The organism is Pseudomonas sp. FG29 (assembly GCF_057809355.1).
The window spans coordinates 145,953-166,024 of record NZ_JBMDJU010000004.1; the positions used below are offsets into that span (position 1 = coordinate 145,953).

Annotated in this window: 17 protein-coding genes and 1 riboswitch; of the genes, 5 read left to right on the top strand and 12 right to left on the bottom strand. The window is 65.3% G+C overall.

What is annotated here, in order from left to right:
* Window positions 1–94 precede the first annotated feature (94 nt).
* The 9 genes from parC to thiC form a co-directional block, all read right to left on the bottom strand.
* Entirely contained in the window at window positions 95–2,344 is a 2,250-nt protein-coding gene (gene parC / locus ACODS1_RS07300) for a DNA topoisomerase IV subunit A (protein ID WP_489085103.1), read from the bottom strand.
* Window positions 2,345–2,351: 7 nt separating this feature from the next.
* Window positions 2,352–2,876, bottom strand: coding sequence for a retropepsin-like aspartic protease family protein (locus ACODS1_RS07305; RefSeq protein WP_489085104.1), 525 nt, complete (start codon window positions 2,874–2,876; stop codon window positions 2,352–2,354).
* A complete protein-coding gene (locus ACODS1_RS07310) occupies window positions 2,873–3,856 on the bottom strand; it encodes an esterase-like activity of phytase family protein (protein WP_489085105.1) in 984 nt (327 codons plus the stop codon). The genes ACODS1_RS07305 and ACODS1_RS07310 overlap by 4 nt, the downstream gene beginning before the upstream one ends.
* Entirely contained in the window at window positions 3,856–5,754 is a 1,899-nt protein-coding gene (gene parE / locus ACODS1_RS07315) for a DNA topoisomerase IV subunit B (RefSeq protein WP_489085106.1), read from the bottom strand. Before parE ends, ACODS1_RS07310 begins: the two co-directional genes overlap by 1 nt.
* 15 nt (window positions 5,755–5,769) lie before the next feature.
* Window positions 5,770–6,381, bottom strand: a complete 612-nt coding sequence (locus ACODS1_RS07320; protein WP_489085107.1) for a YqiA/YcfP family alpha/beta fold hydrolase — start codon at window positions 6,379–6,381, stop codon at window positions 5,770–5,772.
* Between the two features lie 103 nt (window positions 6,382–6,484).
* On the bottom strand, window positions 6,485–7,300 hold the full coding sequence (gene cpdA / locus ACODS1_RS07325; RefSeq protein WP_489085108.1) for a 3',5'-cyclic-AMP phosphodiesterase: 816 nt from the start codon (window positions 7,298–7,300) through the stop codon (window positions 6,485–6,487).
* A 212-nt stretch (window positions 7,301–7,512) separates the two neighbouring features.
* The gene (locus ACODS1_RS07330; RefSeq protein WP_322979788.1) at window positions 7,513–7,965 is read right to left on the bottom strand and encodes a DUF1249 domain-containing protein; all 453 of its coding nucleotides are present in this window, start codon (window positions 7,963–7,965) and stop codon (window positions 7,513–7,515) included.
* Window positions 7,956–8,555: an NUDIX domain-containing protein gene (locus ACODS1_RS07335; protein WP_489085109.1), complete on the bottom strand. Its 600-nt coding sequence runs from the start codon at window positions 8,553–8,555 to the stop codon at window positions 7,956–7,958. The genes ACODS1_RS07330 and ACODS1_RS07335 overlap by 10 nt, the downstream gene beginning before the upstream one ends.
* A gap of 247 nt (window positions 8,556–8,802) precedes the next feature.
* Window positions 8,803–10,686 (bottom strand): phosphomethylpyrimidine synthase ThiC, encoded by a 1,884-nt coding sequence (gene thiC, locus ACODS1_RS07340; RefSeq protein WP_489085110.1) that lies wholly within the window; start codon window positions 10,684–10,686, stop codon window positions 8,803–8,805.
* Window positions 10,687–10,778: 92 nt separating this feature from the next.
* Window positions 10,779–10,885, bottom strand: a riboswitch (TPP riboswitch).
* Between the two features lie 220 nt (window positions 10,886–11,105).
* On the opposite strand from thiC, the gene ACODS1_RS07345 reads away from it, so the two are divergent.
* Complete coding sequence (locus tag ACODS1_RS07345) at window positions 11,106–12,548, top strand: TolC family outer membrane protein (protein WP_489085111.1); 1,443 nt, start codon at window positions 11,106–11,108, stop codon at window positions 12,546–12,548.
* Between the two features lie 143 nt (window positions 12,549–12,691).
* Here the strand turns inward: ACODS1_RS07345 and waaA are convergent, their stop codons facing one another.
* On the bottom strand, window positions 12,692–13,957 hold the full coding sequence (waaA, locus tag ACODS1_RS07350; protein WP_489085112.1) for a lipid IV(A) 3-deoxy-D-manno-octulosonic acid transferase: 1,266 nt from the start codon (window positions 13,955–13,957) through the stop codon (window positions 12,692–12,694).
* 43 nt (window positions 13,958–14,000) lie between these two features.
* On the bottom strand, window positions 14,001–14,888 hold the full coding sequence (locus ACODS1_RS07355; RefSeq protein ID WP_489085113.1) for a LysR family transcriptional regulator: 888 nt from the start codon (window positions 14,886–14,888) through the stop codon (window positions 14,001–14,003).
* 85 nt (window positions 14,889–14,973) lie between these two features.
* Between ACODS1_RS07355 and ACODS1_RS07360 the strand changes: the two genes are divergently transcribed.
* The 4 genes from ACODS1_RS07360 to ACODS1_RS07375 all read left to right on the top strand — a co-directional run bounded on the left by ACODS1_RS07360 (window position 14,974) and on the right by ACODS1_RS07375 (window position 18,371).
* Entirely contained in the window at window positions 14,974–15,306 is a 333-nt protein-coding gene (locus ACODS1_RS07360; RefSeq protein WP_489085114.1) for a DMT family transporter, read from the top strand.
* A gap of 64 nt (window positions 15,307–15,370) precedes the next feature.
* Complete coding sequence (locus tag ACODS1_RS07365) at window positions 15,371–16,546, top strand: NAD(P)/FAD-dependent oxidoreductase (protein ID WP_489085115.1); 1,176 nt, start codon at window positions 15,371–15,373, stop codon at window positions 16,544–16,546.
* Window positions 16,543–17,349 (top strand): aldo/keto reductase, encoded by an 807-nt coding sequence (locus ACODS1_RS07370; protein ID WP_489085116.1) that lies wholly within the window; start codon window positions 16,543–16,545, stop codon window positions 17,347–17,349. The genes ACODS1_RS07365 and ACODS1_RS07370 overlap by 4 nt, the downstream gene beginning before the upstream one ends.
* Window positions 17,350–17,471: 122 nt before the next feature.
* Window positions 17,472–18,371 carry a metal ABC transporter ATPase gene (locus tag ACODS1_RS07375; RefSeq protein ID WP_489085117.1) on the top strand — a complete coding sequence of 300 codons (900 nt, stop codon included), beginning with the start codon at window positions 17,472–17,474 and terminating at the stop codon, window positions 18,369–18,371.
* A gap of 2 nt (window positions 18,372–18,373) precedes the next feature.
* On the opposite strand, the gene ACODS1_RS07380 is transcribed toward ACODS1_RS07375, so the two are convergent.
* Window positions 18,374–19,885, bottom strand: a complete 1,512-nt coding sequence (locus ACODS1_RS07380; protein ID WP_489085118.1) for an AhpA/YtjB family protein — start codon at window positions 19,883–19,885, stop codon at window positions 18,374–18,376.
* Window positions 19,886–20,072: the final 187 nt, after the last annotated feature.

Here is a 20,072-nt window from a genome sequence, read left to right on the forward strand (position 1 = left end):
AATGGGCTGCCAAGACCGGCAGCCCGAGCCGCGTATCATCCGTCAAACCGCCTTTTGACTCCAGCCCTTACTGCCGTCTGTCAGACGGCTGGGATCACTCGACCAGCAACTGATCGACCCGCTGGAAGCCGCGCGGCAGCTTGTTACCACGGCGGCCACGCTCACCCTTGTAGTGTTCGAGGTCATCGGCCTTGAGTGTCAGGGTGCGCTTGCCGGCCTGCAAGACCAGGCTGCTACCGTTCGGCAGAACGGCCAGATCCGTCAGGTACTCCTCGCGACTGGCCACGCGCTCACCGGGGATGCCGATGATCTTGTTGCCCTTGCCTTTGCCCAGTTGCGGCAGGTCGCGCACGGGGAACAGCAGCAGGCGGCCTTCGGTGGTGACTGCCGCCAGCCAGTCGTCTTCGAGGCTGTTCAGCGGCTTGGGCGCGACCACGTGGGCGCCGTTGGGCAGGGTCAGCAAGGCCTTGCCGGCTTTGTTCTTGGCCTGCAGGTCTTCGCCCTTGACCACGAAGCCGTAGCCCGCGTCCGAGGCGATCACGTACAGCGCACTGTCATCGGGCAGCAGCAGGCACTCGAAGCTGGCGCCTGGCGGCGGTGTCAGGCGGCCGGTCAGCGGCTCGCCCTGACCGCGCGCCGATGGCAGGCTGTGGGCGGCCAGCGAGTAGCTGCGCCCGGTCGAGTCGATGAATACCGCGTACTGGTTGGATCGGCCTGGCGCTGCCGCCTTGAAGCCGTCACCGGCCTTGTAGGACAGGCCGGTGGCGTCGATGTCGTGGCCCTTGGCGCAGCGCACCCAGCCTTTTTCCGAGAGCACCACGGTGACCGGTTCGGTCGGCATCAGCTCGGTTTCCGACAGGGCACGGGCTTCAGCGCGCTCGACGATCGGCGAGCGGCGGTCGTCGCCGTATTTTTCGGCGTCTTCGAGGATTTCCTTGCGCACCAGTTTTTTCAGCTTGGCTTCGCTGCCGAGCAGGGCCAGGAGTTTTTCGCGCTCCTTGGCCAGTTCGTCCTGCTCGCCGCGGATCTTCATTTCTTCCAGGCGGGCGAGCTGACGCAGGCGGGTGTCGAGGATGTAATCGGCCTGAATGTCGGTGAGGCCGAAGCGCTCCATCAGCACCGGCTTGGGATGATCCTCGCTGCGGATGATGCGGATGACTTCGTCGAGGTTGAGGAAGGCGATCAGCAAGCCTTCCAACAGGTGCAGGCGCTTCTCCACCTTGTCCAGGCGGAACTGCAGGCGGCGGCGCACGGTGCCGACGCGATACACCAGCCACTCGCTGAGCAGGGTGCGTAGATCCTTGACCGACGGTTTGCCGTCGAGGCCAATGACGTTGGTGTTGACCCGATAGCTGGACTCCAGGTCGGTGGTGGCGAACAGGTGGGTCATCAGCTCTTCGGCATCGACCCGGTTGGAGCGCGGGATGATGACGATGCGGCAGGGGTTCTCGTGGTCGGACTCATCACGCAGGTCGGCGATCATCGGCAGCTTCTTGGCCTGCATCTGCGCGGCGATCTGTTCCAGCACCTTGGCCCCGGAAACCTGGTGCGGCAGCGCAGTGACGACGATATCGCCGTCCTCGACGCGGTATACGGCGCGCATGCGCACCGAGCCGCGACCGGTCTGGTAGATCTTCAGCAGGTCGGCGCGTGGCGTGATGATTTCCGCCTCGGTGGGGAAATCCGGGCCCTGCACGTGTTCCATCAGCTGTTCGATACCCGCGCTCGGCTCGTCGAGCAGACGCACGCAGGCGGCGGCGACTTCGCGCAGGTTGTGCGGCGGCACGTCGGTGGCCATGCCCACGGCGATGCCGGTGGTGCCGTTGAGCAGCAGGTTGGGCAGGCGCGCCGGCAGGGTGGCCGGCTCGTTCATGGTGCCGTCGAAGTTCGGCACCCAGTCGACGGTGCCCTGGCCCAGTTCGTCGAGCAGCACCTCGGAGTAACGCGACAGGCGCGCCTCGGTGTAGCGCATGGCGGCGAAGGACTTGGGATCGTCCGGCGCACCCCAGTTGCCCTGGCCATCGACCAGGGTGTAGCGGTAGCTGAACGGCTGCGCCATCAGCACCATGGCTTCGTAGCAGGCGCTGTCGCCGTGTGGGTGGTACTTACCGAGCACGTCGCCGACGGTGCGCGCCGACTTCTTGTGCTTGGAATCGGCGTCCAGGCCCAGCTCGCTCATGGCATAGATGATGCGGCGCTGCACCGGCTTGAGGCCGTCTCCGATATGCGGCAGGGCGCGATCCATGATCACGTACATGGAGTAGTTCAGGTAGGCCTGTTCGGTGAACTCGGCCAGCGACCGACGCTCCACGCCTTCCAGGCTCAAATCGAGGGATTCGCTCATGCGGGCCTCATTGCAGGGTTGATTGGCGCAGCACCAGGGTGCCGCCCTTCTGAGTGAATTCGAGTTGTTTCAGGGCGCTCATGCCCAGCAGCACTTCGTCGCCGTCCATGCCGGGGGCGATCAGCGCGGCCACGTCGCGCAGTTCGATGTCGCCCAGGCGCAGGCTGTCCAGGCGGGTGCGGTGCCCGGTGGCACGGCCATTGGCGGTGCTCAGGGTGATCGGTGCGCCACGCTTGAGGCCGAGCTTGCGTGCCAGCGCTTCGGGGATGGCTACAGCGGTGGCGCCGGTGTCGAGCAGGAAGGTTACCGGCTGGCCGTCGATCTGCCCGTCCAGCAGGTAATGGCCCTGGCGGTTGCCGGCCAGGCTGATTTCCACGTAGCCCTCGCCATGCACCGATTGCGGTATCTGATTGGGGTTGCGCTGGCGGTCTTCCCAGTTGCCGAAGAAATGCGTGGCCAACAGCAAGCCGGCGCCCCAGGCGAGCACCCACATCACCCGTCCGGCACGCTTGCCCGGAGCCTGCTCGCTCACTGGCGCTGGCTCCAGCCGCCGGCCGGCGCGGCGAAGCGCCAGACGATGGGGCGCTGTTCGCCATCGGCACGCGTCAGATCGCCGTTGTCGACGCCGATCCAGGCGCCGTCCTTGTCGATCCACAGGGCCTCGGCCACGCCATAGTCCGCCGTGTAGCGACGGGGTTCGCTGAGCGCCTCGGCCGCGAACGACCAGCAGCGCTCGACTGCGCCATCGCTCAGCGTGCGGCGGCAGATGCGATAGGCCTGGCGTTCGAGGGTGAACAGTTTGTGCTCGAAGTAGCTCAGGCCGGAGAAGTCGCGCGGCGCGTCGTGCCCACCCAACGCTGCCGGCGATGGCTGCGTACCGCTGTCATTGAACAGTACGCAGCCGCCGGTACAGCGCCAGGTGCTGTTCTGCCGATGCAGCACGGCCAGGCCCCGGCGGCGTTGCTCGGCGGCCAGCCACAGGCGTTCGCCAGCGGGGTCGATGGCGATGCCCTCGAACCCCTGGTTGAAGTGCAGCAACATGCCGCTGGCACGCGCCTGGCGTATCAGGGCATTGGGCAGGCGCAGCCACTGGGCGGCGCCGTTGGGCGCCAGTTGCAATACGGCAGACTGGGTTTCGCTGACCAGATAGCGATTGCCCTGCGCGTCACAGCTCAAACCCTCGAAATCCAGGGTGCCGCCACGTACCAGGCTGGCCGCCCAGTTGCGCATGCGCATCCCCCAGGGCTGCTGACTCTCGGGCGGCTCCGGGGCGACGAAGGTTTCCGCTTCGGCTTGCAGGTGATCGCCATCGAGGTTGAGCTGGAATACGCGGTCGTCGTCGCGATCCGAGAGCGCCCACAGGGTCTCGCCGCATTTGGCCAGGCCGGAGAGATTGCCGTTGGCCATGCCTTCGACCGGGTATTCGGCGTTCAGGCGTAGCTCTTCCAGCGCTGCCGGCTCCGCCTGCGCCAGGCCGGCCAGCAGGCTGGTGGCCAGGATCAGCCTGCGCATCAGGCCAATACCTCGGCCAGGTTGCCCTTGGACTCCAGCCAGTTCTTGCGGTCGCTGGCGCGCTTTTTCGCCAGCAGCATGTCCATCACCTCGCGGGTGCCGTCGAAATCATCCAGCGTGAGCTGCACCAGGCGACGGGTGTTCGGATCCATGGTGGTTTCGCGCAGTTGCGGCGGGTTCATCTCGCCGAGACCCTTGAAGCGCGTGACCTGCGGCTTGCCGCGGCGCTTCTCGGCCACCAGGCGGTCGAGGATGCCGTCGCGCTCGGCGTCGTCCAGGGCGTAGAAAATCTCCTTGCCCAGGTCGATGCGGTACAGCGGTGGCATGGCCACGTAAACGTGCCCGGCATCGACCAGCGGGCGGAAGTGCCGGACGAACAGGGCGCAGAGCAGGGTGGCGATGTGCAGGCCGTCGGAGTCGGCGTCGGCGAGGATGCAGATCTTGCCGTAGCGCAGCTGACTCAGGTCGCTCGAACCCGGATCGATACCGATGGCCACAGCGATATCGTGTACTTCCTGGCTGGCCAGCACTTCGCTGCCGTCCACTTCCCAGGTGTTCAGGATCTTGCCGCGCAGCGGCATGATGGCCTGGAATTCCTTGTCGCGCGCCTGCTTGGCGCTACCGCCGGCCGAATCACCCTCGACCAGGAACAGCTCGCAGCGCAGCGGGTTCTGCCCGGCGCAGTCGGCCAGCTTGCCTGGCAATGCCGGGCCCTGGGTGATCTTCTTGCGCTCGACTTTCTTGCCGGCCTTGAGGCGGCGCCCGGCGTTGCTGATGGCCAGCTCGGCCAGTTGCAGACCGGTTTCCGGGTTGGCGTTGAGCCACAGGCTGAAGGCGTCCTTGACCACGCCGGAAACGAAGGCAGCGGCCTCACGGGAGGACAGGCGCTCCTTGGTCTGGCCCGAGAACTGGGCGTCCTGCATCTTCATCGAGAGAACGAAGGCGATGCGTTCCCAGATGTCTTCCGGGGCCAGCTTGACCCCGCGCGGCAGCAGGTTGCGAAACTCGCAGAACTCGCGCATCGCGTCCAGCAGGCCCTGGCGCAGGCCGTTGACGTGGGTGCCGCCCTGCGCGGTTGGGATCAGGTTGACGTAGCTTTCCTGCACCGCGTCGCCACCTTCGGGCAGCCACAGCAGCGCCCAGTCCACCGCTTCCTTGTTGCCGGCCAGGCTGCCGACGAAGGGCTCGGCGGGCAGGCGCTCGAATTCGCTGACGGCATCGACCAGGTAGGAGCGCAGACCATCCTCGTACAGCCACTCGACCTTCTCGCCGGCGGCCTTGTCCTCGAACGTGACACTCAGGCCCGGGCACAGCACGGCCTTGGCCTTGAGCACATGCTTGAGGCGGCTGACGGAGAACTTGAAGGAGTCGAAATACTTGGTGTCCGGCCAGAAGTGCACGCTGGTGCCGGTGTTGCGCTTGCCGACGCTGCCGATGACTTCGAGATCGCTGGCCTTGAAACCGTCGGCGAAGCTCATCTGGTATTCGCTGCCGTCGCGCTTGACGGTAACCACCACGCGCGTCGACAGGGCGTTGACCACGCTGATGCCGACGCCGTGCAGACCGCCGGAGAACTGGTAGTTCTTGTTGCTGAACTTGCCGCCGGCATGCAGCTTGGTGAGGATCAGCTCGACGCCTGGTACGCCTTCTTCCGGGTGGATGTCCACCGGCATGCCGCGACCGTCGTCGAGCACTTCCAGGGAGTTGTCCTCGTGGAGGATCACCTGGATCGACTTGGCGTGCCCGGCCAGGGCTTCGTCGACGCTGTTGTCGATCACCTCCTGGGCCAGGTGGTTGGGGCGCGTCGTGTCGGTGTACATGCCCGGGCGCTTGCGCACCGGGTCGAGGCCGGAAAGGACTTCGATGGCGTCTGCGTTATAGGCGTTCTGCTGGGCCATAGGGTCTCTTGGTCATCAATTGAATGCGGAAAAGTCGGTATCGCGCCAAAGTGTGGCGCCAATGCCGGCGAAAGCGAAGAGTGCCGGCAAGCGTTCGGTGAAGCCCTGGAAGCCATGATCGCCGCCGGCCTGGATGCGCAGGGCGCAGGCCCGGTAGTAGCGTTCGGCGTCGCGGTAGTCGAGGGTTTCGTCAGCGCTCTGCAGCCACACCTGATAGCGGCTGGCGTCCTGTGGCGGCGCCACTTCCAGCTCGGCCAGGGCGTGGATGTGATCTTCGGTGAGTTCCCAGGTCTCGTCGCTGTAGAAATTCTTCTGCGGGCCGAGGTAGCCATCGAAGCGCAGGTGCGGGCGCACCGCCGGGTTGATCAGCAGGGCCTTGAGGCCATGCCGCTCGGCCAGGTAGGTGGCGTAATAGCCGCCCAGCGAGCTGCCGACCAGCAGCGGCGAGCCGAGCTCGGCCACCAATGCTTCGAGCTGGGCCATGGCCTGGCGCGGATGATGATGCAGCGCCGGTACGCGTAGATGCTCGGCGATTTGCAGGTGCGTCATGGCGCGGCTCAACTGCCTGGCCTTGTGCGAGGCGGGTGAGCTGTTGAGGCCGTGGATATAAAGGATGGACGCAGTCATGGTGCGGGAGGCTACTACAAAACGCGGCGGTAGGCTTCAGGCGGCAGGTTACAGGCAAGCGCAAAGCGGTTTTCCTGCAGACTGAGGTCTGCAGCGTGTGGCCTCAATAGCCCTTGACGCTGTAATCGATCTCGAAGGTGATGCCGGTAACGCGCGAGACGCCGGTTTCCAGCCTGCCGTCGCTGTGCAGGCGCAGCCAGCGGTAGCCGGGGGCTTCGTTACTGACCTGGAAGTCCTCGCTGCCCGGGGCGAACTGCACGCAGGTCGAGGGCGAGGCGAGCAGGCGCAGGTTGCCGCGCTGCTGATCGAACTCCTGATGGATATGCCCCCAAAGCACGGCGCGGGCCTGTGAGTGGCGCTCGAGAATGGCGAACAGGGTATCGGGATTGCGCAGGCCAATGGGCTCCATCCATTTGCAGCCGATGGACACCGGGTGGTGGTGCAGGCAGATCAGGTGATGGCGCTCGGGCGCTTCGCTCAGAGCGCGCTCGAGCAACTCGAGCTGGCTGTCGGCGAGAAAACCCGGTACGGCGCCAGGGATCGAGGAGTCGAGCATGACGACACGCCAGGCGCCGACATCGATCACCGGCTCCAGCAGCGTGCTGTCGGCACAGGCCGCCTGCATGGGCGGAACTTCGTCATGGTTGCCGGCCAGCCAGCGTACGGGCGTGGCGAATGCCTCGGTGAGGCGGCGAAACCGCTCGTAGGATGCCAGGCTGCCATCCTGCGACAGGTCGCCAGTGGCGAGGATCAGATCGATGCCGGGCTGCTCCTGCTGCACCTGCTCGATCACCCGTTGCAGGCTGGCGCAGGTATCCATGCCCAGCAGCTTGCCGTCCGCTTCGGCGAACAGATGGCTGTCGGACAGTTGCACCAGCAACACCGAGGAATCGGTGGCGAGGGGGGCATGACTCGGCAAGGCGGTCTCCTAGGTCGCAATCGACTGAATTATGGTGGCTGGCGCGGTAAAGAGAAAACCCAGGAACTCGACTTGCATCACAGAAAAACGCTGCATTTGGCGCTTGCAAGGGAGCGCCTGTCTATGCGGTATCGGTGCAGCGACTGCCGGAGAGGCCATTGGATCGCATAGGCGATGCTATCGGCCAGCGCGGTGCAAGCTTGAAGACGGCCTCAGATGACCGGTTGGGGCTCGTGGCCACAGGCCAGGCAATGGCTCAGCCACTCGCCGAGGAATAGGTTGAGTTGACTCTTCTCGTCCGGCTGATGCATGGCGGCGTTCGGATAAGGGTAGCGAATGTGCAGGCGCCGGGCATTTTCGGCGCCGATGACTTCAGCCATGCGTGCGTCATGGTAAACCCGCACCTCCAGCTGTGGCACCGGCAGCCAGGGTAGGCTGTGCTCCTGGCGCACGCACAGGGTGGTGGTGTAAGGGCAGCTTTCCTGCACCTCCAGATTGAGCACGCCCAGCAGGTGCTCGCCCTGGCTGAGCGCCACGCGGCGGGCCTGGTGGCCGCTGCGCATGTTCGGCAGCAGGCGCATCAGCCGTGCGTAGTTGGCTTCGCAGGCGCTCTGCAGTTCGACCAGGTCGACCCGATAGCGCTCGCGCAGGGCATTCATGACCACATGCCCCGTACTTCGTCGCGGTTCAGCGCCAGCCATTGCAGGGCAATGATGCTGGCGGCGTTGTTGATGCGCCCATCGCGCACGGCGGCCAGGGCATCGGCCAGTGGCATCACGTGCACGCGGATGTCCTCGCCTTCCTCCGGCAGTCCATGCACACCGCCGGCACCGCTGCTGTCGCAGCGACCGAGGAACAGGTGGACGAACTCGTCGGAGCCGCCAGGGGAGGGGAAATACTGGGTGATTGGCCACAGCGGGCCGAGGATCAGATCGGCTTCTTCGACCGCTTCGCGGCATGCGACCTCTTCGGGCTCCTCGTCCTTGTCGATCAGCCCGGCGACCAACTCCAGCAGCCAGGGATTGGACGCCTTGTCCATGGCGCCGACCCGGAACTGCTCGATCAGCACCACTTCATCGCGCTGCGGGTCGTAGGGCAGCACGCAGACGGCGTCGTGACGCACGAACAGCTCGCGGGTCAGTTGCGGGCCCATGTTGCCAGCGAACTGGCGATGGCGCAGCTTGATCCGGTCAAGCCGGTAGAAGCCGCGAAAGCAGTTCTCGCGCTCGATGATGTCGATGTCGTCTTTGTTCATTGCACCCCCAGATGGTCGTAACGGGCCAAAATCAGACTGTGTGAAAACTACTGCGCTCGGCCATGCTGCGTTAAAAAACGGCTCAAAATGCTCATTTACAGCTCGTAAACTGCGCTTTCTCGCCGTTTTTCGCCTTGCCTGACCTTCGCTCGCTACGGTTTCACACGGTCTGAACTGCGGCCCGTTACGCATCACACTAGCGAGCATAGTGCTCGCCGATCAAGCCTGGCTGACGGAAAGTGCGTCGCTACACCTTCTGGTACAGCTGGCTGCCCTGCGCCTTGAACTCCTCGGCCTTGGCCTGCATGCCCAGCTCGGCCTCCAGGTCGACGGCGTCGATGCGTTGCTCCTTGGCGTAGTCGCGTACTTCCTGGGTGATCTTCATCGAGCAGAACTTCGGCCCGCACATGGAGCAGAAGTGCGCCACCTTGGCCGAGTCCTTGGGCAGGGTCTCGTCGTGGTAGGCGCGCGCGGTGTCCGGGTCGAGGCCGAGGTTGAACTGATCCTCCCAGCGGAACTCGAAGCGCGCCTTGGAGAGCGCGTTGTCGCGGATCTGTGCTCCCGGATGACCCTTGGCCAGGTCGGCCGCATGGGCGGCGATCTTGTAGGTGATGATGCCGGTCTTCACGTCATCCTTGTTCGGCAGGCCCAGGTGCTCCTTGGGCGTGACGTAGCAGAGCATGGCGCAGCCGAACCAGCCGATCATCGCCGCGCCGATGCCGCTGGTGATGTGGTCGTAGCCCGGCGCGATGTCGGTGGTCAGCGGGCCGAGGGTGTAGAACGGCGCCTCGTCGCAGCATTCCAGCTGCTTGTCCATGTTCTCCTTGATCAGGTGCATCGGCACGTGGCCGGGGCCTTCGATCATGCACTGCACGTCGTGCTTCCAGGCGATCTTGGTCAGCTCGCCGAGGGTTTCCAGCTCGCCGAACTGCGCGGCGTCGTTGGCATCGGCGATCGAGCCGGGGCGCAGGCCGTCACCCAGGGAGAAGGACACGTCGTAGGCCTTCATGATTTCGCAAATGTCGTCGAAATGGGTGTAGAGGAAGTTTTCCTTGTGGTGCGCCAGGCACCACTTGGCCATGATCGAACCGCCACGGCTGACGATGCCGGTGACGCGCTTGGCGGTCAGCGGCACGTAGCGCAGCAGTACACCGGCGTGGATGGTGAAGTAGTCCACGCCCTGTTCGGCCTGCTCGATCAGGGTGTCGCGGAACAGCTCCCAGGTCAGGTCTTCGGCGATGCCGCCGACCTTCTCCAGCGCCTGGTAGATCGGCACGGTGCCAATCGGTACCGGCGAGTTGCGGATGATCCACTCGCGGGTTTCGTGGATGTGCTTGCCGGTGGACAGATCCATGACGGTGTCCGAGCCCCAGCGGATGCCCCAGGTCAGCTTGGCCACTTCTTCCTCGATGGAGGAACCCAGCGCCGAGTTGCCGATGTTGCCGTTGATCTTCACCAGGAAGTTGCGGCCGATGATCATCGGCTCCAGCTCCACGTGGTTGATGTTGGCCGGGATGATGGCGCGGCCGCGGGCGACTTCGCTGCGCACGAACTCGGGGGTGATTTCCTTCGGAATGGCGGCGCCGAAGCTGTGGCCGGCGTGCTGCTCATTGAGCAGGCCGGCTTCACGGGCTTCGGCCAGCTTCATGTTCTCGCGGATGGCGACGTATTCCATCTCGGGCGTGATGATGCCCTTCTTGGCGTAGTGCATCTGGCTGACGTTATGCCCGGCCTTGGCCCGGCGCGGGTTGCGCACGTGGGCGAAGCGCATCTTGGTCAGCTCTTCATCGGCCAGGCGGCGCTGGCCGAACTCGGAGGACAGACCCGGTAGTTTCTCGGTGTCGCCACGATCCTCGATCCAGGCACTGCGTACGTCGGCCAGGCCCTTGCGCACGTCGATGGTGACGTTCGGATCGGTGTAGGGGCCGGAGGTGTCGTAGACGGTGACCGGTGCGTTGATCTCGCCACCGAAGTCGGTGGGGGTGACGTCCAGGCTGATCTCGCGCATCGGTACGCGGATATCCGGGCGTGAACCCTGCACATATACTTTCTGCGAACGGGGGAAGGGCTGTACGGACTGCTGGTCGACCTGGGCGCTTTCGCTCAGGTGCTTTTGTTGTTGTGTACTCATCAGGGCTCTCCGGGCTGGATGTCGGAGTAGAACCTGGGCGGAGTACGAGCGCGGGCGCACCGGAGGTGGTGCCGAGAGACTCGCCACGAATGCGGCGAGGACATCTTGTTCCCTACGCAGGCCTTAACCTGATCAGGTTCAACGGGATCCGGCAGTTGCCAATCTCAGCCCCTCACATGGGGCACCCCGACAAGAACTCGCGCAGTCTAATCAAGGCGCGCAGGTAAAACCAAGCGAGTGGCTGAAATAAGTCGACCCGTGCGTCGGAACTCGACCGCCATACTGCGAGGACGGGCATTGTTGCAGCCGGGCAACAAAGCTTCTTACAAACTAGACTCAAGGCACCGGAGCGGCCCTTGACCCTGGCCAGTGGCCGCCCGTAGCCTTGCCGATTACCGCCTTTTCAAGGATCGACACCCATGTTGCGCAGACTATCCCTGGCCCTTGCCGTGGCCGCCGCTTCGCTGAGCCTGGCTCACGCCGAAGAAGCGCCGCTGTCGAGCAAGACCGATCTGGTGACCGTGTACCAGGAGGCCGCTCGAAACAACGCCGATATCGCCGCCGCGCGAGCCGACTACAAGGCGCGTCGCGAAGTGGTGCCACAGGCCCGCGCCGGATTGCTGCCCAACCTCTCGGCCGGTGCCAATTATGGCGACACGCGCACCGAGATCGACTCGCCCAGCGCCACCATTTCGCGCAGTGGCCTGGTCTACCAGGCCAACCTGAGCCAGCCGCTGTTCCGGGCGGATCGCTGGTTCCAGCTGCAGGCTGCCGAAGCCACCAGCGAGCAGGCGGCACTGGAGCTGTCGGCCACCGAGCAGAACCTGATCCTGCAGAGTGCCGAAACCTACTTCGCCGTCCTGCGTGCGCAGGACACTCTCGCTTCGACTCGCGCCGAGGAAGCCGCCTTCAAACGTCAACTGGATCAGGCCAACGAGCGCTTCGACGTCGGCCTTTCCGACAAGACCGACGTGCTCGAGGCGCAGGCCGGTTTCGACACCGCCCGCGCCAACCGTCTGCTCGCCGAGCGTGCCGTGGAGGATGCCTTCGAGGCGCTGGTGACCCTGACCAATCGTGACTACGTGGCGGTAGAGGGGATCGTCCACACGCTGCCGGTGCTGGCGCCGACGCCCAACGATGCCAAGGCCTGGGTCGATACCGCAGCCGCACAGAACCTCAACCTGCAGGCCAGCCTTTACGCCGTGACCGCTGCCGAAGAAAATCTGCGCCAGCGCAAGGCCGGCCATGCGCCGACCCTGGATGCCGTGGCCAGCTACCAGAAGGGCGACAACGACAGCCTGGGTTTCACCAATTCGGGCTCGCCGCTGTCGCAGGGGTACAGTGGTGACGTTTCCCAGCGCACCATCGGCCTGCAACTGAATATCCCGCTGTACAGCGGCGGCCTGACCACCTCGCAGGTGCGTGAGGCTTATCAGCGCCTGGGCCAGACCGAACAACTGCGCGAGAGCCTACGTCGCCAGGTGGTGCAGAACACGCGCAACCTGTTCCGTGCGGTCAACACCGACGTGGAAACCGTGCAGGCGCGCAAGCAGTCGATCATCTCCAACCAGAGCGCACTGGAAGCCACCGAGATCGGCTATCAGGTCGGTACCCGCAATATCGTCGATGTGCTCGATGCCCAGCGCCAGCTGTACAGTGCGGTGCGCAACTACAACGACGCGCGCTACGACTACATCCTCAACAACCTGCGCCTGAAGCAGGCTGCCGGTACGCTGAGCCCGGCTGACCTGGAAGCGCTGGGCAGCTTCCTCAAGCCGGACTACAACCCGGACAAGGACTTCCTGCCGCCGGATCTGGCTTCTGCCGCCGAGGCGCGCCTGAAGAACAATCAGGACTATTGAAAGCCCGATACGCAAAAGCCCGACGTCAGTCGGGCTTTTGCTTTCAGGTGCGGCAACTCCGAGATGCGGGGTGATCGAGCCGTCGTAGCCCGGATGCAATCCGGGGCAAGCGCCGTGCTGCAATATCCCCGGATTGCATCCGGCTACAGAAGGCGTTGTAGCCCTGTCAGCAGGCGCTGCAACGCGCCCTGGTTGGCCTTGAGCACGGCCAGGCCCGCCTGGCTCATGCGCTGCATTTCTGTGGGAGTGTCCAGCAGCGTGGCAACCCTGCCTGCCAGTTGCTCGGCGTTTTCCACTTCGCTCAGGGCGCCGGCTTCACGCAGTTGCGCGGCGATTTCGAGGAAGTTGAACAGGTGTGGCCCGCTCAGTACCGGTTTACCCAGTGCCGCAGGCTCCAGCAGGTTGTGCCCGCCATTGGCCACCAGGCTGCCGCCGACGAAGGCGATATCGGCCAGGGCATAGAGAAACAGCAGCTCGCCCATGGTGTCGCCGAGCAGCACCTGATCACCTGCCTGTACGTCTTGCCCTGTGGAGCGCTTGCGCGTGGTCAGACCCTGGTTCAGGCACAGCTCATGAACCGCCTCGAACCGCTCGGGATGGCGTGGCACCAGGATCAGCAGGGCGTCCGTTCGGGCCTTCAACAACTGCCGATGGGCGGCGAGGATGATCTCGTCTTCACCGGCATGGGTGCTGGCAGCGATCCACACCGGGCGCTGCTCGGTCTGCCACTTGCGGCGTAGTTCGGCCGCGCGCTGCGGCAGCTCGGCATCGATCTTCAGGTCGTACTTGATCGAGCCGGTTATGTCCACGCACTCGGGACGGGCGCCAAGCGCCAGGAAGCGCTGCGCTTCTGCCTGGGTCTGCACGGCAATCAGCGACAGCTTGGCGAGCATCGGTGCGGTCAGCTTGCCGAAGCGTGCATAACCGCGCGCCGAACGTTCTGACAGGCGGGCATTGGCCAGGGCCACCGGTATGCCGCGTTTGGTGCACTGGTGGATATGGTTCGGCCACAGCTCGGTTTCCATCACCACGGCCAGGCGCGGCTTGACACGATTGAGGAAGCGCGCCGCCGCCCAGGGCAGGTCGTAGGGCAGGTAGCAATGCTGCACGCTGTCGCCGAACAAGGCCTGGATGCGCTCCGAGCCGGTCGGTGTCATGCAGGTGACGGTGATCGGCAGTTCGGGGTGACGTGCCTGCAGGGCGCGGATCATCGGCGCGGCGGCGATGCTTTCGCCGACCGAGACGGCATGCACCCAGATGCCGCCGGTTTGCAGCGGCGGCAGGCCGAAGGAAAAGCGCTCCCTGATGCGCCGCGCATAGGCTGGCGCCTTGCGTGCGCGCAAGGCCAGGCGCAGGGCGATCAGGGGCAGGGCCAGGTGCAGCAGCAGGGTATAGAGGTGTCTGTTCATGGGGGCGCAGCTTATCGTCGCCGGCCCGAGCCTGGAAGTGCGATCAGGCTTGCGGGCGCAGCAGCTCCTGCGCCAGGCAATCGGCCAGCCAACTGGCCGCCGGGCCGAGCGCGCCGTCGCGGCGCCAGACCAGCTCTACCACCAGCGGCAACGGCGCCCAGTCGCTGCGCAGTTCCTGCAGGTGGCCCTGGTAGGTCGGGTACTGCGCGACATGGCGCGGCAACCAGGCCCAGCCCAGGCCGCGGATCACCAGCTCGGCCATGACGTAAAAGCTGTCGGCGCGCCACAGCAGTGGACTGATCTGCTCGCCGCCGGGGTAATGACTGTCCTGCGGGGTCATCAGCAATTGGCGATGCTCGGCCAGGTCGCGCCGTTCCACGCTGGTGCGTCCGGCCAGTGGGTGTTGCGGGCTGCACACCGTGACCATCTCGATGGTGCCCAGGCGCTGGCTTTCCAGTTCGGCGGGCATCTGCTCGTGGTGGAACAGCAGGCCAAGGTCGGCCTGGCGCTGCACCAGCTTGCGCGCCACATCGCCCTGCGCGCCGCTGGACAATTGCACCTCGATCAGGGGAAAGGCCTGCGCCAATGCCTCCAGGCTGGCCAGCACCGGCTGATAGGGCATGGCTTCGTCCTGTGCCAGGCGCAACCGGGCCTCCTCGCCACGGGCCAGACCGAGGGCGCGGCCGTCCAGGCGCTGACATTGCTGCAGCACGCTGCGCGCCTCTTCCAGCAAGGCGCGACCTGCTTCGGTCAGGCGCGGCTGGCGACCACTGCTGCGTTCGAACAGGGCGACGCCCAGATCCGTTTCGAGCAGCGCGATGGCGGTGCTCACGGCTGACTGCGCGCGCCCGGTTTCGCGGGCCACGGCAGAGAACGAGCGGCTCTCGGCGGTGCGCACGAACAGGCTGAGCTGATCGAGGTTCCAGTTCATAACCTATCTCCCAGACAGATGGGTAATGACTTTATCCCATCGTTGCGAGGACTAAAATCGGCGGCATCGTTCAGGAGCCGCCGCCATGCCCGGATACCTCTATCTCGCAATCGCCATCGCCGCCGAAGTCATCGCCACCACCTCGATGAAGGCCATCGACGGCTTCAACAAACCCTTGCCGCTGCTGCTGGTGATCGGCGGCTACGCCATCGCCTTCTGGATGCTGATTCTGGTGGTGCGCACCATCCCGGTGGGCATCGCCTACGCCATCTGGGCGGGGCTGGGCATCGTGCTGGTGAGCATCGCTGCGCTGGTGTTCTACCAACAGAAGCTGGATCTGCCCGCCATCCTGGGCATGGGCCTGATCGTCAGTGGCGTGGTGGTGATTCAGCTGTTCTCGCAGTCGACCGGGCACTGATCGGCTGCGGGCGCGCCTGGCACACGGGTTATACTGCGCCCCTGTTTTTCTTCGAGGCCCGTTCATGTCCCAAGCTCTCAGCACCGATGTCCTGATCGTCGGCGGCGGTATCGCCGGCCTCTGGCTCAATGCCCGTCTGCGTCGCCAGGGCTTCTCCACACTCCTGGTGGAGTCGGCGAGCCTGGGCGGCGGGCAGAGCGTGAAGTCGCAGGGGATCATTCATGGCGGCGCCAAGTACGCTCTGCATGGCGCGCTGACCGGCTCGGCCGAGGCCATCGGCGATATGCCACGGCGCTGGCGCGAAGCGCTGGCCGGCGATGGCGAGCTGGATCTGCGCGGTGTGCGTCTGCTTTCCGATGCGCATTACCTGTGGTCGCCCGGCACTCTGGCCGGCAATCTGACCAGCTTCTTCGCCAGTAAGGCCATGCGCACGCGGGTCGATGCGGTCAAGGGCGATCAGTTGCCGCCAGCGCTGCGTGATCCGAAGTTCAAGGGCAAGGTCTATCGGCTCAACGAGCTGGTGCTGGACGTGCCCAGCCTGATCACACGCCTGGCCGAGCTGGCCGGTGACAGCCTGCTGGCTGGCGAGCAGATCGAGCCGCTGCGCGAAGCCGGTGAACTGGTTGGCCTGCGCGTCGATGGTCGCGAGATTCGCGCGCAACGCGTGGTGCTCAGCGCGGGAGCAGGCAATGCCGAGTTGCTGGTCGCGCTCGGTATCGAACAGCCGCGCCAGCAATTGCGCCCGCTGCACATGGTGCTGGCCAAGGGGCCGGCGTTGAAACCGTTGTATGCCCATTGCCTGGGGGGCGGGCCGAAGCCGCGGGTGACCGTGACCACCCACCCGGCCGCCGACGGCCAGTGGGTCTGGTACCTGGGTGGCGACCTGGCCGAGGCCGAGGGTGTGGCGCGTGATGAGGCTGCGCAGATTCAGGCCGCGCAAAAGGAAGTCGCCGCGCTGCTGCCCTGGGCCGATCAGAGCCAGACCCGCTGGGCCACGCTGCGGGTGGATCGTGCCGAACCGGCGCAGTCCGGCCTGGTGCGCCCGGACAACGCCTTCCTCGCCGAGCAGGGCCGTCTGCTGGTGGGCTGGCCGACCAAGCTGGCGCTGTCGCCGGACTTCGCTGACCGCGTGCTGCAAGCCCTGGCTCGCGATGGCGTGCAACCTGGCACTCAGACGCCGCTGCCCGAGCTGCCACGTCCGCCGGTTGCCCTGCCGGTGTGGGAGACCCTGCTGCCATGAGCCTGCACGATCTGCATCGCCCGCTGGGGAGCACCGGCCTGCGTGTTTCGCCACTGGGCCTGGGTACGGTCAAGCTGGGCCGCGATCAGGGCGTCAAATACCCCAATGGTTTCACCATTCCCGACGATGCCCAGGCACTCGCTTTGCTGCATCAGGCGCGTGAGTTGGGTATCAACCTGATCGACACCGCACCGGCCTATGGCGTCAGTGAGCAGCGTCTCGGCCCGCTGTTGCGTGGTCAGCGCGATGAATGGGTGATCGTCAGCAAGACTGGCGAGGAATTCGAGCAGGGCCAGTCGCATTTCGACTTCTCCGCCGCGCACACCCGGCTGTCGGTAGAGCGCAGCCTGAAACGCCTGGAAACCGATCGCATCGACCTGCTGCTGGTGCACTCCGATGGCAACGACTTGGCCGTGCTGCGCGACACGGGCGTCTACGAGACGCTGGAGGCGCTCAAGCGCGAAGGCAAGATTCTGGGCTATGGCATTTCCGGCAAGACCGTCGAGGGTGGACTGCTGGCATTGCAGCAGGGCGATTGCGCCATGGTCACCTACAACCTGGCCGAGCAGGGCGAAAAGCCGGTTCTGGACTACGCTGCCAGTCACGGCAAAGGCATCCTGATCAAGAAGGCCCTGGCCAGCGGGCATGCCTGCCTGGCCGACGGTGTCGACCCGGTGCGCGCCAGCTTCGAGCTGATCTTCGCCCACCCCAGCGTCAGCAGTGCCATCGTTGGCACCATCAATCCGTCACACCTGGCGGCTAACGTGGCCACGGCTGCGGCGGTGATCCGCGAACGGGGCTGAAGTTACGTTCCTTTACAGGATCGGGTTGTGCCTGTTGCCTGGCCTGAGGCAGCCTAGCCGTCTGTTTCGCCCTGAACCTCGCCGGGTGCTTGCTGCCTGGCACGAGTCAATGAGGAGTCGAGATGTCGCGTACGCTGATTCGCAAGGACCCGAGTCGCTTCAAGACCCTGCCATTGTTCGTCGAGGCCAGCCCCGATGGGCTGAGCTACCAGAGCCTCGGCCAGCCGCTGAATTTCCGTCAGATGCTCGAACGGCGACGTCCGCTGGAGGTCGCCGACAGCCAGCGTTTTGCCGTTGAACTGGCCAATCTTGGAGTGTCGGTACGCCTGACTCTGCGGCTGCAGGGGCGTGACTACTGGGTGCTGGTGCGCCAGCGTCGCCCGGATCGTGGCGATACCGTACTCAAGCTGATTTCGGGCTACGTGCCGGCGCATGAGCTGAACCTGCCGTTGCTTACGGCGATCCAGGAGGTGGCCGAGGAGTGTCTGATCGAAAGCGAGGGCAGTTGGCTCAGCGGTCGCTTTGGCGACACCTGGCTACCGACGCCTTATCAGGAGGCGCTGCGCTATCGCGAGACCAGCCATTTTCGCCTCAGCCCGCTGTCCGGAGCCGCGCGCCCGGTGCAGTGCGGCAACCTGACCCTGCTCGAGCGTCCGCGCGCCTACGTGCACTTGCCTACTGCTTCGCTGCAGCTGGTCTATGACCTGAATCTGGAGCTGCCGCGCGACATCCGCGCGCCCAGCCTCTTCCACGTCGATGAGCGCCTCGAAGGCGGTAGCCTGGTGGCGCGCCTGGAGCGACGACGTCCCGATCTGTATCTGCTGGCGTTGCACAAGGGCCAGCCCACGGGCGAGTTGTTCACCCTGCGCGCTGGGCAACTCACGGCGGCCAGTACGCGTGGTGTCTGGTTGTCGGAGAGTTTTGCCGAGCAGGAAGGCTGGCTGGTGCGTGATGAGCGCGTGCGCTGGAAGGACTGGCAGCAGCGTTACGCTGTACCGCCAGCGCAACGCCGCCTGGGCTGAGATCAGTTCACGCGGCTTTCATGCATGCGCGTGAGCTGGCGCTCCAGCAGTGCCGGGTAAGGGTCGAGCAGGCGCTCCACGCAGCTCGCGCCCTCGGGGCTGGCGATGGGGCGAATGCGCGCACGTTGGCGGATCAGCATGTCGGCCGCCACGCTTTGCTCCACCAGCAGCAGGTTGCGGCTGTGCTGCGACAGGGCTAGAGCATTGAGGGCGCTGTCACTGAGCAGCAGGTCGGCCTGGCCGAGCGCTTCCAGGTCGCGACCCAGGGTGAGCCCCAGTTGCAATTGCAGGGTCAGGCCGCTGTCGGCCACCTCGATCTGCAGGGCATGGCCAAGAGCGCGCATCAGTTCGCCACAGCAGATGGCGTGGGTCAGGTAGTCCTCGGCGCAGTCGCGTTCGTGGAACAGCATCAAGCTGCTGCCATCCTTGAGCGTGTGCAACTCGCCCTGATACAGCGCGGCAGCCTGCTCCAGGCAGTCACGATAGCGCTGCAGCAGATCCAGCAGGCGCGTGCGTGGCAGGCGTCGCAGCTGCTCCTGGCCACCGAGCTGGATAGCCAGTACGGCGCTGGCGCGCGAAGGCACCGGTGCTGTGGGCTGCTGCGGTAGGGCGGGTTCTTCGGCGAGGTCGGCGAAGGGATCGTCGTCGTGCTCATCCCAGGGCAGATCCTGCGCCGCTTGTGGCCGTGCCGGGGCGTCTTCGTCGAATGTCGGAGCGGTCTGTGCGCGGGCCAGGCTGTCGGCGGCGAACGGAGCATCCTGCTCTTCGGCGAAGGCATCCTCTTCGGGGAAGTCGTCTTCCTGCACCTCGGGCTGCGGGCGCGGCGGTACCAGGCGGGCCTGCAGCTGGCGAGCCAGGTCCCCGAGTTCGTCGTTGCGCCCGGCGCCCGGTGCCGGGTCGTCCGGGTCGCGCAACCACAGGCGCAACTGCAGCAGCGGGGTGGAAATGTGTCGACCCAGGCGCATGCTCAGCGACAAGGTCAGGGCCAGCAGGATCAGGCTGAGAATGCCCATGCTCTGCAGGCTGATGGTCATCGGTTGCTGGAACTGGCGCATGTCCAGGCTGACACGCAGTTGCCCGGCCATCACCTCTTGAAAGGTGATGGGCGTGGAGTACAGCCCTTCGCTCTCGCCCAGCACGCTGCGTGTCGGGCGCGACCCGGCTTCGGCGAGGATGCGGTTGTCCACGCTGTAGATGGCGGCATGCGCCACCAGCGGGTTCTTCGCCAGGTTGTTGAGCAAGACGTTGAGGCTGAGGATGTCGTTGGACACCAGCAACTCGGTGGCCGAAGCCGCCGTCTGGGTGATCAGGGCCTGACCCAGGGCGTCGGCCTGTTGCTGCATGGCCTGCTTGAACTGCATGCCCATGACCCAGGCATAGATGACCATGGCCAGGGCCACCAGCAACAGGCTGTGGCTGGCGATGCGCAGCACCAAGGGCACCCGCCGCTGACGCAGCGCGTGGAAGATCATCAGGAAGAAGTTATCGGGTTTGACGGGCGCGGGCCGGTTCACAGAGCACGGCTCTTGTCGACTGAAGTTGCCGCGCAGTATAGCGAGCGACCTTGGATGGGCAAAGCGCGCGGCTGCGCGCAGCAGGGGTAATCTGGTTAGAATGTGCGCCTTTTCGTCGGTTGACGCCCTGGGGGCACCTCTAAAAACTACCTGCGTTGCCAGCGCGGCGTTAAAAACAGGCTCGTGC